Origin of the sequence: Streptomyces sp. JHA26 (assembly GCF_002005565.1) — a bacterium.
Lineage (GTDB): Bacteria > Actinomycetota > Actinomycetes > Streptomycetales > Streptomycetaceae > Streptomyces.
The window spans coordinates 120,425-134,672 of sequence record NZ_BDJC01000008.1; the positions used below are offsets into that span (position 1 = coordinate 120,425).

Genomic DNA, 14,248 nt, shown 5'->3' on the forward strand with positions numbered 1-14,248 from the left:
GCGCTTCGTGCTCGAACCGGACCCGAAGGTCGTCAGGGAGTTGCTGACGCGGTACGCGTCACTGCGGATCGCTCAGGCGGAGAGGGAGCGGCCGGCGACGGCGCGCGAACTGGCGGACGTCAGCTACACGCTGTGCGTGATGATGGCGACGACCGGCATCCACGACGCGGTGGCCAAGGCGGACGCGCTGCTCGCCAAGGGGCGGGCCCCGGACGCCGTCCGGACGGCGGACCCGGACGGGGAGAACGGACTGCCGCTGGCCGTGTGACACCGTCGTACGCGGGGCCCGTCCCGCGGGGGGCCGGGTCCGTCGGGTCCCCGCGGGACGGGCCCCGCCGCGTGACCGGCCGGGACGACGGGTGGCCCCCGCCTCCGAACCCCCTGTCCCCTGCTCGGGGGGAAAGCGCACCACCGACGGTCCGGACGCCTAGACTGCACAGTCGCGCCTCCGTACGGGGGCGGACGACACGAAAGGCACGTTGACGGGTGTTCCAGGATTCCCCCATCTACGACCGACTCGTCGCCGAATGCGGTGACGTCCCCACGCAGGTGCGCCGGGAGGCCGAGCGAGTGAACAGGGAACTGGAGGTCGTCATGCGCCCCCTGCGTTCGCCCGGTCACCTGCCCGGCGCGGAGCGCACCCCGTCCCCCGGCGCGGGCTGGCAGCGCACCGCACTCCTGCCCGGCCCGCGCCCGCACTGACGGGGCTCACCCCACGACGACGGGGCTCACCCCACGACCGCCGGATCCGCGCCGTCCGCCGCCTCCGTCTCCGCACCGCCCGGACGGGCCAGCCACTCGGCGATGGTGCGGGCTATCGGCTGGCCCGTGTCCACCTCGACGAAGCCGAACTGGCCCGACTGGTTGCACTCCAGGAACCACCAGGTGCCGTCACCGTCCTCGGCGAAGTCGAAGGCCCCGTACGCCAGGCGCGCCCCGCGCATGTAGGCGAGCACGGCCCCGGCGACGCGGCGCGGCACCTCGGCCGGCCGCCACGGCTCACCGGACGAGGAGAAGCGGACGTCCACCTCCGTGTCCCGGTCGGCGAGGACCGCCCTGCGGGCGGCGAGCAGCCGGTCGCCGACGGCGGTGAGACGGACGTCGGCGCGCTTGGCGACCCGGCGTTGCAGCAGCGTCGGACCGTGGGCGACGGCGGAGAAGTCCGCCTCGGGCGGAACCCGGCTGGTCGGCACCGCCAACGGCGGATCCTGCGGGTGCGCGCCGGAGACGGGCTTGACCACGAGGTCCGGGTAGCGGTCGGCGAACTCGCGTGCCGCCCGCGGGAACGTCGTGATCAGCGTGGCCGGCACGGGCAGCCCGCACTCCTGGGCGAGGCGCAGTTGCCAGGGCTTGTACCGGGCCCGGTGGGCGGCGTCGGGCTGGTTCATCCACCGTGCCCCGCAGCCGCGGAGCATGCCGTAGAGCGCCTGCGCGGACTCCTCGGTCAGCCACGTCGAGGGCTCGGCGGCCCGCGCGGCCGCATCGCCCGGTCTGCGCACCCAGACGGACCGCAGCCCGCCGATGCTCACCAGGCGGCCCCCCGACGAGAGGTGGCCGCGGAAGGAGCCGTGCGCGAACTCGCCGGAGAGTGCGACGGAGCGGGTCAGGTCGGCGGGGTCCAGACGGACCACCGGCACGCCCGACGCGTTCAGGTGCACGACCACCATGTCCGCGGTGACGTCCTCTTCACAGGTCAGGATCAGCACGGTCATTCTCGACGGCCCGTGTTCAGTCGTCGAAGTGAGTCTTCGACCCCGCCGTGGAGGTCGTGGTCCCCAGTTCTCTCAACAGCGCGTGGTCACAGGCGGCCACACGCCCGTCGAGGAGCACGTTCAACTGCAGCCCGGAGTCGTAGACGTACGGAGTGGTGGCCTCCAACTCCACTGCGGGCCGTGCGTAGTCGAGCGCGAACGGTTGCATCGTCTCTCCCTGGTCGGTGCTGCGCCGATCAAGCGATGGTTCCTGTGCGCCGTCGCCTGGTCCGCCGACTTCCTTCGGCTTCCAGAGACTTATACGAGTCGAACGCGTGAATGGTTTCCTCACGCAGCGTAGTCGTGGGGCGGGCCCGCGCCCCGGTCCCGCCGGCCGGGGGAGCCGCGCAGGGAGCGCAGGGCGAGGAGCAGGACGCCGACGTCGTCCAGGTACACCGGATCGGGCACGAGGTCCGCCGGCAGCACGAAGTAGAGGACGGCGCCCCAGAAGACCCACCGGGGGCCGGCGGGCAGCCCCGCCCTCCTGAGGGCCCGTCGGGTGCGGACCAGCCGCACCAGGACGCCGACGGCCACGCAGAGCGCGACGGCCGCGAGCGCCACCGCCGCGGCGATCACCACCGTGGTCGTGTCCACCCCGCCCCTCCTTCCGGTACGCGGCACACGCCTCGTCCGTCGCCTTCCCGCTCGGCGCGGGGACAAGGCCGCCCGCCGGGTTCCTCATCCCCGTGGCCCGCCCGAGTGGCAGCGCGCGGTGGACGCGCCTAGTAATGGCACCACCCATCGCGTGTCGCACGTCGGGGACGCAGGGCGGCCGCACCCCCATCCCACGGAGAAGACCATGACCACCGGCTCCTCATCACCCCGTACACCCGAGTACGCCATATCCGCCGTGGACCCGCCGACCGCGGAGACGACCACGGTCACCGGCACGCACACGGTCCGGTCCTCGGCCGCCCGCTCGCCCGACCCACGGGATCCCGGCCCCCGGGAACCCGTCCCGCGGGGGCGCGGGGCCCGGACGGCCGGCACCCACCCGTCGGCCCTGCACGAGCGGGTCCACGACCTCGACGACGAAGACCTCTTCACCGACGAAGACCTCTTCACCGACGAGGACCTCCTCGCCGACGAATCCGCGGGCCGTGAACCCGCCGGCCACGCGACCCCCGGCCACGGGCCCGCCGCCCGCGGTGACGCGGCGCGGTCGTACGGCGACCCCGTCGGCGACCTGGTGCGCGCCGCCGTGGCGGACCGGCCGCTGGAAGAGGTCGTCGACCTCATCACGATGCTGGAGCAGTCCCCCCGGTACGCGCAGGCCACGGGCGACGCGCTCCGCGCGGTGGGCGTCAACCGCTCGGTGGAGGACGTCACCCGGCTGGTCGGCCTGCTGACCCGGCCGCCCCGCCATCCGGACAGTGCGGACGAGGCGATCCGCGCCGCGGCGGAGCACCGCTCGGTGGAGGACGTGACCCGGCTGATGACCCTGCTGCACCGAACCCCCCTGGAGCCGCACTGCGGGCAGGAGGCCGTACGGGCCGCCGCCACCGGCCGCCCGGTGGAGGACCTGGTCGAACTGATCGGCCGGCTCGCCGAGGAGCAGCGGACGCACGCCGGCCGGCCGGACCCCCGGCTCGCGCAGCCGGTCGCGGAGGACCCGTACGGGACCGGGGCTCCGGCACCCGCCGACGGACCGGTGGCGCCCGCCGGAGCCGGACCCCGCGGCCGCGAACGGCGCCGGTTCCCGCGCCCGGCCCGCAGGGACCGGACCCGCGACCGCACGCCGCGCGGCCGCAGGGCCCAGGACGCACCGCGCGACCGCGACCGCGTCCCCGGGGCCCGACGTGCCGCCCGGCGGGCGCTCTGGCCGGCCTGGCTCACCGTCGTCGCGCTCACCGGCTGCGGTGTGGCCTACTTCCCGCTGCACCACAACGACGCGTCCGTCCGCGGCTACGCGTTCGCGCTCGGGACGTCGGCGCTCTGCCTGGCCGTCGCCCTGCTCCTGACCGTGCGCGCCGCCGTGCCGGTGCTCGCCGTGGCGGTCGTGCTGCCGGCGGCACTCGCCGCGGCCAAGCTCTACGGCACCGTGACCCCCTCGGTGGAGATGTCCCGGACCGTCGACCTCACCCTCGCGCCCACCTGGATCGCCGTGGGGGCCGCCGTACTGGCGTCACTGGTCGCGCTGACGGCCCTGTGCGTACGGGTCGCCTCGCAGGCGCCCGCCAGGAGCCGGCCGGTCCACCCGATCACCGGAGCACGCCGCGTCGCGGACTGACCGTCCCTCCGCCCCCCGGGTCCGCGCCGCACGCCCGCGCGGACCGCGGGGGGCCGCCGTCACGCCCTCAGCATGCCCGCGGGGTGCTCGTGCTCGAGCAGCCCGGACAGCACCCGGTCGGGGGTCAGCGGGAGCTTCCGGAAGCGGATGCCGGTGGCGTGGTGGACCGCGTTGCCGACGGCCGCCGCCGAACCGACGATGCCGATCTCGCCGATCCCCTTGCTGCCCATGGGGTTGAGGTGGGCGTCCTCCTCGTCCACCCAGTACGCCTCCACGGACGCGACGTCGGCGTGCGCGGGCACGTGGTACGACGCCAGGTCGCGCTCGACGAAGTCGCCGGACACCGGGTCCACCGTGCTGCCCTCGGTCAGCGCCATGCCCAGCCCCATCGTCATCCCGCCGACGAACTGCGAGCGCGCCGTACGGGCGTTGAGGATGCGCCCGGCGGCGAAGACGCCCAGCATCCGCCTCACCCGCACCTCCCCGGTCACCGTGTCGACGGCGACCTCGGCGAAGTGCGCCCCGAACGCGTGCCGCGCGTACGGTGTCTCGGCGTCGGCGGTGCCGGTGGTGTCGGCCTCGGCCACGAGGCCCTCGTCGGGCAGCGGACCCACGGGACCCTCCAGACGTCCGGCCAGCCGCGCGCACGCCTCGTGCACGGCCCAGCCCCAGGAGGCGGTGCCGGCCGAGCCGCCCGCCACCGGCGCGAGGCCGAAGTCGCTGTTCGCCACCTCGATGCGGATCCGTTCCAGGGGCACGCCGAGCGCGTCGGCCGCGATCTGCGCGCACACCGTCCGGGCCCCGGTGCCGATGTCCGTGGCGTTGACCCGCACCAGGAAGCCGCCGTCGGGCAGCGCCCGGGCCGAGGCGCGGCAGGGCGCGGCCATCACCGGGTACGTGGCGGCGGCCACCCCGCTGCCCACCAGCAGGGGGCCCTCGGCGCGTGATCCCGGGCGCGGATCGCGCTCCGCCCAGCCGAACCGGCGCGCGCCCTCGCGCAGACACTCCACGAGGTGCCGGCTGCTGAAGGGCCTGCCGCTGTCGGGTTCGGTCTCCGGCTCGTTGCGGATCCGCAGCTCCACCGGGTCGACGCCGAGTTCGGCGGCGAGCTCGTCCATCGCGGACTCCAGCGCGTACATGCCGGGACACTCGCCCGGGGCGCGCATCCAGGACGGCGTGGGCACGTCCAGGGGCGTCACGCGGTGCAGCGTGCGCAGGACCGGAGTGCCGTACATGACGCGCGCGGGGACCGCCGCCTGCTCCACGAACTCCTTCACCCGCGAGGTGTGCGTGGTCGCCTCGTGGGAGAGCGACGTGAGCCGCCCTTCGGTGTCGGCACCCAGGCGCAGCCGGTGCAGGGTCGGCGCGCGGTGGCCGACGGTGGTGGGCAGGTGGCGGCGCGGCAGCGCGACGGTGACGGGCCGGCCGGTGTGCAGCGCCGCCATCACGGCCAGGACCACGTCGGGGCGAGGAGTGCCCTTGGACCCGAAACCGCCGCCCACGTGCTCGGCGAGGACCGTGATCCGCTCCTCGGACAGCCCGAACAGCGCGGCGAGTTCCTTCCGCACGGCGGTGCTGCCCTGGCTGGAGGAGTGCACGGTCAGCCGCTCGCCGTCCCACACCGCGGTGCTGGCGTGCGGCTCCATCGGGTGGTTGTGCAGCGGAGGCACCTCGTACGCGACGTCCACCCGGACCGGCGAGGACGCGAAGGCGCCGTCGGCGTCGCCCCGTTCGGTGACGGCCGGGAAGCCCCCGTTGGCCTTCTCGGGGACGTAGGCCCCGGAGTGGTCGACGGTGAGCGTCACGTCGTGGCCCTCCGTCTCGTAGGTGACGCGGACGGCGGCGGCGCCCGCCCGGGCCGCCTCCGGCGTCTCGCCCACCACCAGGCCCACGGACCAGCCCCGGTGCGGCACGCGCGGGCTCTGCAGCAGGGCGAGCGTGGGATCGTCGGGCTCGCCCAGTCGGGGCGCGTTCTCGTGCGTGAGCACCGCGAGCACGCCGGGCAGCGCGAGCGCGGGCCCGGGGTCGACACCGGTCACCCGGCCGCGTGCGACCGCCGCGGGCACGGGCCGGGCGTGGGCGCGGTCGGGGAACGCGTACTCGGCGGCGTACCGGGCGGTGCCGGTGACCTTCTCCCGTCCCTCCCGGCGCTCGGCGGGAGCGCCCAGGACGGTCTCGGTGCCGGTCATGGAGTCCTCCTCGTGGACGCCGGTGTCAGGTGATGGCCGGCGGCGCCAGCCGGCCCAGTACGTCCAGGGCGAGCCGACGGGCCAGCGGCACCTTGTAGGCGTTGTCCCGCAGCGGCTCGGCCGCCTCCAGCTCCAGGTCGACGGCGTGCTCGAACGCGGCCGTCGTGGGCGCCGCGCCGAGTAGCGCCTCCTCGGCCCGCCGGGCCCGCCAGGGCCGGTGCGCGAGCGCGCCGAACGCGATGCCGGCCCGGTCCACCACACCGTTCTCCATGTGCAGCACGACGGCCACGGAGGCCAGCGCGAAGGCGTACGACGCCCGGTCCCGGGCCTTGCGGTAGGCCGACGGCAGCCCGGCCGTCGCGGCGGGCAGAACCACGCCGGTGATCAGCTCGCCGGGGCGGATCTCGGTGTCCCGCTCGGGGTGCTCGCCGGGCAGCCGGTGGAACTCGGCGGCGGACACGCTCCGGGCGCCCTCGGTGCCGTACAGCTCCACGCGGGCGTCGAGGGCGGCCAGCGCCACCGCCATGTCCGAGGGGTGGGTGGCGATGCAGAGCGCCGAGTGCCCGAGCACCGCGTGGTCGCGGTGCACCCCCTCCAGCGCGCCGCAGCCGGTGCCGGGCTCGCGCTTGTTGCAGGGCTTGGTCACGTCCTGGAAGTAGGGGCAGCGGGTGCGCTGCAGCAGGTTGCCGCCCGTGGTCGCGGCGTTGCGCAGCTGCCCCGAGGCACCCGACAGCAGGGCCTGGGACAGCGCGGGCCAGCGGTCGCGGACGGCGGAATGGGCGGCGAGGTCGCTGTTGCGCACCATCGCGCCGACGCGCAGCGAACCGTCGGGCAGCTCCTCCACCGCATCCAGCGGCAGCCGCGTGACGTCGACGAGCGCGGTGGGCGCCTCCACGCCGAGCTTCATCAGGTCGACCAGGTTGGTGCCGCCGCCCAGGTAGCGGGCGCCGGGGTGGGTGGCGAACGCGTCGGTGGCCTCCTCGACGCTGCCCGCCCGTACGTAGGCGAAGGGCTTCACGGGATCACGTCCTCGACCGCGTCGACGATGCGCGGATACGCCCCGCACCGGCACAGGTTGCCGCTCAGCCGCTCCCGGATCTCGTCCCGGTCCAGCGGCACGGGCTCGCCGGAGGGTGCCGCCGGGTCGGTGACGTGGGAGGGGTGACCGGCCTCGGCCTCGGCGAGCGCGCCGATCGCGGAGCAGATCTGGCCGGGGGTGCAGTAACCGCACTGGAAGGCGTCGCGCTCCAGGAACGTCCGTTGCAGCGGGTGCAGTTCCTCGCCGTTCCCGGCGAGGCCCTCGACCGTGGTGACCTCGCATCCGTCCAGGGCGACGGCCAGTTGGAGGCAGCTGTTGACGCGCCGGCCGTCCACCAGGACCGTGCAGGCGCCGCACTGGCCGTGGTCGCAGCCCTTCTTGGCGCCCGTGAGCCCGAGGTCCTCCCGCAGGAGGTCCAGCAGGACGCGGCGGTGGTCGACGGAGAGGGTGTGGGGTTTGCCGTTGACCCGCAGGGTGGTGTCCGAGCGGGACGACTCGGGCGGGAGGGAGGCGGGGGAGGCGTTCCGGTGCTGGCTGTCCATGGCGTCGGTGACCTTCCGGGACGGGCCGTGCTGCTGTGCAGACCGCGTATCCAGGCTGGGCCGCCTGACACATGGGGGCGCCCTCACCGGGCCACCGCAGGCCGCCGGGGCGCTTTCCCCCTCCGGCCCCCGGCCCCGCTCCGGCCGCTTGCCCTCCACGACCCGGAGCCCGCCCGTCCCGACCGCCTCGGCCGGGCCGTCGTCAGCCGTCGGCCGCGGGCCTGTCCGCCTCTCCCGGCTCGCGTGCCCCGGCGGGTCCGGTCGTCTCTCCCGGCTCGCTCGTGCCCTCCGGCTCCCCGGTGCCCGGGGCCGGCGCGGGCCGGGACACCCTGCCGGGGATCCTGAACCGCTCCAGCGTGCGGCTCAGCTGCCGCAGCGGCGAGACGGCGGGGGAGACGGACGGCGACGGCCGGGCGGGGGCGGCGGCGGACTCCCGGTACGCGGCCAGCGCCTCGGCCGCGCGCTCGGCCGCCTCCCGGTACAGGTCGCGGGACTGCGTCATGGCCTCCAGCGCCTCGGCGTACATGGCCACCAGCTTGCGCTCGCGGGCCAGTTCCTCCTCCAGGGTCAGCAGCCGCCAGTCCTCCCGCAGCGCCGTGAGCGCCTCCTCGGCGCCGTCCGCGAGCGGCCGGGGCAGCGCCGCGAAGGCCGTCACCGCCGCGATGAGATCGGTGGGCTCGGTGCCGTCCAGGAAGACGCTGCGGACGGAGAACTCCCGGGCGTCGTAGTCGGCGGGGGCCGGAGTGCCGGGCAGGATCACCGCGCCGCCGCGCGGCACCTGGACGCCGAAGTCCTCCAGGGCCCAGTTCACGACCCGCAGCTGCTGCGGTGCCGCGCGGTGCTCGACCACGCGGTGGCGCAGGCTCGCGGGCAGCCGCTCCGCCAGCGGCACCCGCCCGCGGTGGTCGGGGGTCATCGCCTCGTGCACGACGACGTGGATGTTCCACGCGCCGCGCCCGGCCTCCTTGATCAGCCGCCGTACGGCCTTGTCGTCGTCCGGCAGCGTGTTGATCCCGCGCAGCCGCAGGCCGGTGGCGACGTCGCGGTCCCAGGTGACGTCGGGATCCTCGGGCCAGAACATGGTGGCGGGCGACGGCCAGGCGGGATCCCAGGCGTCCTCGGCCTCCGCGAGCAGGGTCCACTCCTGTCCGCCCGACGAGCGGGGCGCCAGCGTCAGCCGGGCGCGCACGGTGACGGCACCGCCGGCCTTCCAGCGCGCTTCGAAGATCCGCGCACCGGGCGTGCCGTCCCCGGCCGGGTCGTCGGGCAGTTCCTGGAAGTCGTCGAGGACGTGGCCGTCCTTGAGGCGTCGCAGGGTGCGCCGGACGGTGTCCTCCGCGGCGGATCCGACGTGGCGGCCACGAGCCGGCCACACCGTGGGCGGGATCGTGGGGCGGGCGGTGGGAGAGGTCGGCATGAGTCCATCTGTGAGGCGGGGGTACGGGCGGAAGGCCAGTATCGTCGCCGCGGGCCGTCCGAGATCACCCGGGGTCCGCCGTCCGGGCGTGCCACGCGCCGCGCCCGGCGCGGTCCGCCGGGACCGGAAGCGGGTCGTGGGCGAGGCTGGCGGGAGGACGACGGAAGACCGTACGTACGACAGGGAGTGACCCGATGAACCTCGACCTCGGCGGCCGGACCGCGCTGGTGACCGGCTCCACGCAGGGCATCGGAGCGGCGATCGCCGCCCAGCTGGCCCGGGCCGGTGCCACGGTGGGCGTCAACGGACGTGACGCCGCCCGGCTGGAGGAGAGCGTCGGCGAGCTGAGGGCCGCCGTGCCCGACGGCGAGTTCGTGGCCGTCGCCGCCGACCTCGGCACCGAAGAGGGCGCGGACCGGGCCGTCCGGACGCTGCCCGACGTGGACATCCTGGTCAACAACCTCGGCATCTTCGGCGCCGTACCCGCGCTGGAGATCAGCGACGACGAGTGGCGCCGCTACTTCGAGATCAACGTCCTCGCGGGCGTCAGGCTCACGCGCGCCCACCTCCCCCGGATGAGGGAACGGGGCTGGGGCCGGGTGCTGTACATCGCGAGCGACTCGGCCGTGGCGATCCCGGCGGAGATGATCCACTACGGGGTGTCCAAGACGGCCCTGCTCGCGGTGGGCCGCGGCTTCGCCAAGGAGGCGGCCGGCAGCGGCGTCACGGTGAACTCCGTCATCGCCGGTCCGACCCGCACCGAGGGCGTCGAGGACTTCGTGTACCAGCTGGTCGACCGCGACCTGCCCTGGGAGGAGGCGCAGCGCGTCTTCATGCGCGAGCACCGCCCGCAGTCGCTGCTCCAGCGGCTGATCGAACCCGAGGAGATCGCCAACCTCGTCGTCTACCTGAGCTCGGACCAGGCGTCCGCCACGACGGGCGCGGCGGTCCGCGTCGACGGGGGCTACGTGGACTCCATCCTCCCGTAGCCCGTAGCCCGGGAGGCGGGCCGGGCGGGAGCGGCGCCCGCGGGCGCTACTCCCGGTCGGTGCCGCCGCTGCGGTTCGGGCGGTCGGCACGGGGCTCGCGTCCGCCGACGATGTCGGTGACGCCGGACTCGTCGGCGGTGTCCTCGTGCCGGCGGGGTGTGCTCCGCCCGCCCGCCTGTCCGCCGCCCGTGGTGCCGTAGCCGCCCGGCACGCCGGGCACGCTGTCGGCGTCGGCCTCCTCACGGCTGATGTGCCGGGTGGCGCGCACACCGGCGCGCCGTTCCGGATAGGGGTAGTCGAAGGGGCGGGCCGCGGCGCGCTCCTCCTCACTCCGCTCCGTCCGGTTCCTGTCCTGGGGATCTGGGGTCTTGCCGTCGGTCATGGCCTCCGCGTACCCGTGCGGGGCCGGACCATGTGGCGTCACGCGTCCGGGTCCGCCGCCCGCCGCCGGTCCGCCTCGTCCCAGGCGCGGGTGTCGCGCGGCTCGACGTACGGTTCCTCGTCGGGCGGGTAGCCGCCGTCGATGACGCGCTGCCGGGCCATCTCGGCGTCGAACTCCAGACCGAGCAGGATGGCCAGGTTCGTCACCCAGAGCCAGACCAGGAAGACGATGACGCCCGCCAGGGTGCCGTACGTCTTGTTGTACGAGCCGAAGTTCGCCACGTAGAAGGCGAAGCCGGCGGAGGCCACCATCCAGATCAGCAGGGCGACGATGCTGCCCGGGGTGACCCACTTGAAGCCCCGCACCTTGGCGTTCGGAGTGGCCCAGTACAGAACCGCGATCATGATCGTGACGAGCAGCACCAGCACGGGCCACTTGGCGATCGACCACACCGTCATCGCGGTGTCGCCCACGCCGAGCGCGGTGCCCGCCTGCCGGGCGAGGCTGCCGGTGAAGACGACGATGAGCGCGCTGACCACGGCGAGCACGAGCAGCACGACCGTCAGGATCACCCGCAGCGGCAGCACCTTCCACACCGGCCTGCCCTCCGGCACGTCGTAGACGGCGTTCGCCGCGCGGATGAACGCGGCCACGTAACCGGACGCCGACCAGACGGCGCCGAGCACGCCGACGACCGCCAGCACGGACCCCAGCCCCGCCTTGGCCTGCAACTGCTCCACGGCGTCGGTGATGACGTCGCGCGCCGACCCGGGCGCGAGCTTCTGGATGTTGTCCAGCACCTCCCCGGTGACGGACTGCCCGGCGATCCCCAGCAGGGACACCAGCACCAGCAGGGCCGGGAACAGTGCCAGGATCCCGTAGTACGTCAGGGCGGCGGCGCGGTCGGTGAGCTCGTCGTCCTTGAACTCCGACACCACGCGCCGCAGCAGCGCGCCCCACGAGCGCCTGGGCAGTTCGGTGGGCGAGTCGGGGGCGGCGCGCTCGGTGGAGGCGTCCGGACCGTAGTCCTCGGGCGCCGTGCCGCCCGCCGCGCGGTCCGTGTCCGGTGTGAGCTTGCCTGTGTGCTTGCCGTCGTGGGAAGGGGGCTGTTCGGCCATGGTCACCGGGTAGCCCGTCCCGCTGTCCTCACGCCTGCACGCCCGTGATCCCGCCCTCGGGCCCTCTCCGTACGTGCCCGTGCGTGCCCGGCGCGCGGGGTGCGCGGCCCGCACCCCGAGGCGGCGCCGTTCACCCGTGGCCGAGGGCCGCGGGCGTCCGCACCACGGTCCGCGCGGACGGGCCCCGCCCACCGTCCGCACCGGAGCGCGGGCCTGTCCGCGCCCCCTTCCCCGGCCGAAACGCCGCAGTATGCCGCACCGCGCGCACGTTCCTCTGGAAAATGCCAAAGCGCTCACCGGATGCGCGCACCTTCCGTAGTCTCTTCGTCACGTTCGCGGTACAGCCGTGCAGGGGGAGGGGATCCGGCGTGCCCGGAATCGACGAGAGTCTGCTGGAAGCCATGCGGCTGCCCGGCGCACGGGGCGCTTCGCTGGTCGACTGGATCAGCGGACTCGCCCTCGGCGCGGTGGGCGACGCGCCGGGCGGCGACCCGGAGGCGACGGCCGCGGAGACGGCCGAACTCGCCCGGCACGTCGCGGAGAGCGGATCCCTCGCACCGGCCGGCGCGGCCACCGCGCCGGAGAAGGAACCGCCGGTCGAGGACCTGATCGTCACCACGGCGGACTCCTACCACCTGCTCAGGTTCGTCAGCACCCCCTTCGACAGCACCGTCTTCCTCCACCTCTGGCTGGACCGCAACGACGGAAACCTGGCCCTGGCCCGCATCCGGCTGGCCGAGATGGCGGACCGCCTGGTGCTCGGATGACGACGGCGACGACGGCCTGGGCCGCGCACGGGACGATGTCCGGGGCGCTCGGCACCCTGGCGGCCGAGGGCGCGACCGGCGCCCTGTCGGGCGAACGCGGCGTCGTCTACCTCCTGGAGGGCCGCGTCGTGCACGTGGAGTCGGCCCTCACCCCGGACCTCGGCGCGCTGCTCACCCGCAGCGGCGCCGTCCCGGCGGACGGCTGGTGGGAGGCGGTCGACCGGGGCGGGATCCACCACCGGGTCGGGAACCGGCTGGTGGCCGACGGCCGGCTCGCCGCCGGCGCCCTGGAGGTCTGCCACCTGGGCGCGCTCTTCGACGCCGCGTACTTCGTCCTCGCCCACGACACGCGCCCGCACCGCTTCCGGCCCGACGCGCTGCACTGGCTCGGCGCGGTGCGGTCCGTACCCGTGGACACCGTCGTCCGCGAGTCCGGACGCCGTCGCGCCCTGCTGGAGCGCATCTGGCCGGACCCCGACATCGACGTCGTGCCGCTCACCCGTGTGCCCGGCGCCGACACCGGCGACCTGCCGGCCCGGCGCGGCCGGACCCTGGCCCAGGTCGACGGCGCGCGCACCGCCGCGGACATCGCCGCGTCCCTCGCCTGCCGCACGTACCACACCCTCGTCGAACTGCGCCGCCTGGCCGCCGACGGGCTCGTCACCGCCGCCCCGGGCACGTCGGCGCCGGCCGCCGCGGGCCGGGAGGCGTACCCGGGCACGTGGGACGACCCGGACACGGCACTGCTGCGACGGCTCCGAGACGCCCTGGAGGCCCTGTGATCCGCGCGCGCCGCCGGCGCGACGAAAGGAGACTGCTCATGGCCGTCGAGAGCGACGTGCTGGACGAACTCCACCGACTGCGCAACCGCGTGCCCCAGCTGACCGGGTCGCTCGCGGCCACCGTGGACGGCCTCGTCCTGGCCCACGACGCGCCGGGCACCGAGCCCGAGGGCCTGGCCGCGCTCACCGCGGCCGCCCTCGGCGTCGCGCACCGCACCGCCGAGGCCACCGCGCGCGGCGGCTTCCGCGAACTGCTCCTGCGCGGGGCCGACGGCTACGTCGCCACCTACGCCGCCGGTCCGGCCGCCGTGCTCACCCTGCTCGCCGACGGCCGCGTCAACGTGGGCCGGCTGCACCTGGAGGGCCGGCGCAGCGGTGCCCGCATCGGGGAACTGGTCGGCGCCCATCTCGACCACGAACGCGCCGGCGACCGCCCGGCCGCGGGCGAGCGCGCCACGACGGCGCCCGCCGACCCGGCACGGCCGATCGGCACCCTGCCGGTGCGCACCCCGCAACGGCCCGCACACCCACCGCGTCCCCAGGCCGGCGGCCACAGCCGGCCCATCTGACCCACCGTCAGGTGACCACCGATCACGTACGGAAGGACAACCCCATGGCCAACCTGGAGACCTCGCTCAAGGAATGCCTGAGCTCCATCGACGGAGCGACCGCCGCGGCGCTGGTCGACTACACCAGCGGCATGGCCCTCGGCACGCTGGGCGGGACCAAGGACTTCAACCTGGAGGTCGCCGCCGCCGGCAACACCGACGTCGTGCGGGCCAAGCTGCGCACGATGGAACTGCTCGGCCTGAAGGAGGAGATCGAGGACATCCTGATCACCCTGAACAGCCAGTACCACCTGATCCGCCTGCTCAAGGGCCGCGGCGGCAACGGGCTCTTCCTCTACCTGGTGCTCGACGCAGGCCGCGCCAACCTGGCGATGGCCCGCCACCAGCTGCGCCGGATCGAGGGCGAACTGGAGGTCTGACACCCTCCGGCACGACGGCACGGACGCGGGCGCGGCCCGGCGGGACATCCCGCC

General features: G+C 75.1%; 17 protein-coding genes. 8 read left to right on the forward strand and 9 right to left on the reverse strand.

Annotated features, from left to right (window positions below; translation table 11 throughout):
- Positions 1-7 precede the first annotated feature (7 nt).
- Positions 8-268 carry a DUF5133 domain-containing protein gene (locus JHAT_RS07500; RefSeq protein WP_077797244.1) on the forward strand — a complete coding sequence of 87 codons (261 nt, stop codon included), beginning with the start codon at positions 8-10 and terminating at the stop codon, positions 266-268.
- Positions 269-486: 218 nt separating this feature from the next.
- Positions 487-702 (forward strand): hypothetical protein, encoded by a 216-nt coding sequence (locus JHAT_RS07505; RefSeq protein WP_077797245.1) that lies wholly within the window; start codon positions 487-489, stop codon positions 700-702.
- 26 nt (positions 703-728) lie between these two features.
- Here JHAT_RS07505 and tgmB read toward each other — a convergent pair whose 3' ends face one another.
- The 3 genes from tgmB to JHAT_RS07520 form a co-directional block, all read right to left on the reverse strand.
- Positions 729-1,712: an ATP-grasp ribosomal peptide maturase gene (gene tgmB / locus JHAT_RS07510; RefSeq protein WP_077797246.1), complete on the reverse strand. Its 984-nt coding sequence runs from the start codon at positions 1,710-1,712 to the stop codon at positions 729-731.
- 16 nt (positions 1,713-1,728) lie between these two features.
- Positions 1,729-1,920: a putative ATP-grasp-modified RiPP gene (gene tgmA / locus JHAT_RS07515; RefSeq protein WP_031048724.1), complete on the reverse strand. Its 192-nt coding sequence runs from the start codon at positions 1,918-1,920 to the stop codon at positions 1,729-1,731.
- Between the two features lie 119 nt (positions 1,921-2,039).
- Complete coding sequence (locus tag JHAT_RS07520) at positions 2,040-2,345, reverse strand: YkvA family protein (RefSeq protein ID WP_077797247.1); 306 nt, start codon at positions 2,343-2,345, stop codon at positions 2,040-2,042.
- A gap of 205 nt (positions 2,346-2,550) precedes the next feature.
- Here JHAT_RS07520 and JHAT_RS07525 point away from each other — a divergent pair, with 205 nt between their 5' ends.
- Positions 2,551-3,981, forward strand: a complete 1,431-nt coding sequence (locus JHAT_RS07525) for a hypothetical protein (protein ID WP_107481854.1) — start codon at positions 2,551-2,553, stop codon at positions 3,979-3,981.
- 59 nt (positions 3,982-4,040) lie between these two features.
- Here the strand turns inward: JHAT_RS07525 and JHAT_RS07530 are convergent, their stop codons facing one another.
- The 4 genes from JHAT_RS07530 to JHAT_RS07545 form a co-directional block, all read right to left on the reverse strand.
- A complete protein-coding gene (locus tag JHAT_RS07530; RefSeq protein ID WP_077797248.1) occupies positions 4,041-6,170 on the reverse strand; it encodes a xanthine dehydrogenase family protein molybdopterin-binding subunit in 2,130 nt (709 codons plus the stop codon).
- A gap of 25 nt (positions 6,171-6,195) precedes the next feature.
- Positions 6,196-7,188, reverse strand: a complete 993-nt coding sequence (locus tag JHAT_RS07535) for a xanthine dehydrogenase family protein subunit M (protein WP_077797249.1) — start codon at positions 7,186-7,188, stop codon at positions 6,196-6,198.
- Complete coding sequence (locus JHAT_RS07540; RefSeq protein WP_077797250.1) at positions 7,185-7,751, reverse strand: (2Fe-2S)-binding protein; 567 nt, start codon at positions 7,749-7,751, stop codon at positions 7,185-7,187. The genes JHAT_RS07535 and JHAT_RS07540 overlap by 4 nt, the downstream gene beginning before the upstream one ends.
- Before the next feature lie 202 nt (positions 7,752-7,953).
- Positions 7,954-9,168: a hypothetical protein gene (locus JHAT_RS07545; protein ID WP_077797251.1), complete on the reverse strand. Its 1,215-nt coding sequence runs from the start codon at positions 9,166-9,168 to the stop codon at positions 7,954-7,956.
- A gap of 194 nt (positions 9,169-9,362) precedes the next feature.
- On the opposite strand from JHAT_RS07545, the gene JHAT_RS07550 reads away from it, so the two are divergent.
- Positions 9,363-10,157, forward strand: coding sequence for an SDR family NAD(P)-dependent oxidoreductase (locus tag JHAT_RS07550; RefSeq protein ID WP_077797252.1), 795 nt, complete (start codon positions 9,363-9,365; stop codon positions 10,155-10,157).
- Between the two features lie 46 nt (positions 10,158-10,203).
- Here the strand turns inward: JHAT_RS07550 and JHAT_RS07555 are convergent, their stop codons facing one another.
- The gene (locus tag JHAT_RS07555) at positions 10,204-10,539 is read right to left on the reverse strand and encodes a hypothetical protein (RefSeq protein WP_077797253.1); all 336 of its coding nucleotides are present in this window, start codon (positions 10,537-10,539) and stop codon (positions 10,204-10,206) included.
- Between the two features lie 38 nt (positions 10,540-10,577).
- Positions 10,578-11,657 carry a YihY/virulence factor BrkB family protein gene (locus tag JHAT_RS07560; RefSeq protein WP_253195433.1) on the reverse strand — a complete coding sequence of 360 codons (1,080 nt, stop codon included), beginning with the start codon at positions 11,655-11,657 and terminating at the stop codon, positions 10,578-10,580.
- 368 nt (positions 11,658-12,025) lie between these two features.
- Between JHAT_RS07560 and JHAT_RS07565 the strand changes: the two genes are divergently transcribed.
- Genes JHAT_RS07565 through JHAT_RS07580 form a run of 4 tightly spaced genes read left to right on the forward strand, consistent with a single transcriptional unit; the run spans position 12,026 to position 14,194 of the window.
- Positions 12,026-12,424 (forward strand): hypothetical protein, encoded by a 399-nt coding sequence (locus JHAT_RS07565; protein WP_077797255.1) that lies wholly within the window; start codon positions 12,026-12,028, stop codon positions 12,422-12,424.
- A complete protein-coding gene (locus JHAT_RS07570; RefSeq protein ID WP_077797256.1) occupies positions 12,421-13,206 on the forward strand; it encodes a hypothetical protein in 786 nt (261 codons plus the stop codon). The genes JHAT_RS07565 and JHAT_RS07570 overlap by 4 nt, the downstream gene beginning before the upstream one ends.
- A gap of 38 nt (positions 13,207-13,244) precedes the next feature.
- Complete coding sequence (locus tag JHAT_RS07575; RefSeq protein WP_077797257.1) at positions 13,245-13,775, forward strand: roadblock/LC7 domain-containing protein; 531 nt, start codon at positions 13,245-13,247, stop codon at positions 13,773-13,775.
- Positions 13,776-13,819: 44 nt separating this feature from the next.
- Positions 13,820-14,194 (forward strand): hypothetical protein, encoded by a 375-nt coding sequence (locus tag JHAT_RS07580; RefSeq protein WP_077797258.1) that lies wholly within the window; start codon positions 13,820-13,822, stop codon positions 14,192-14,194.
- The last annotated feature ends 54 nt before the right edge of the window (positions 14,195-14,248 follow it).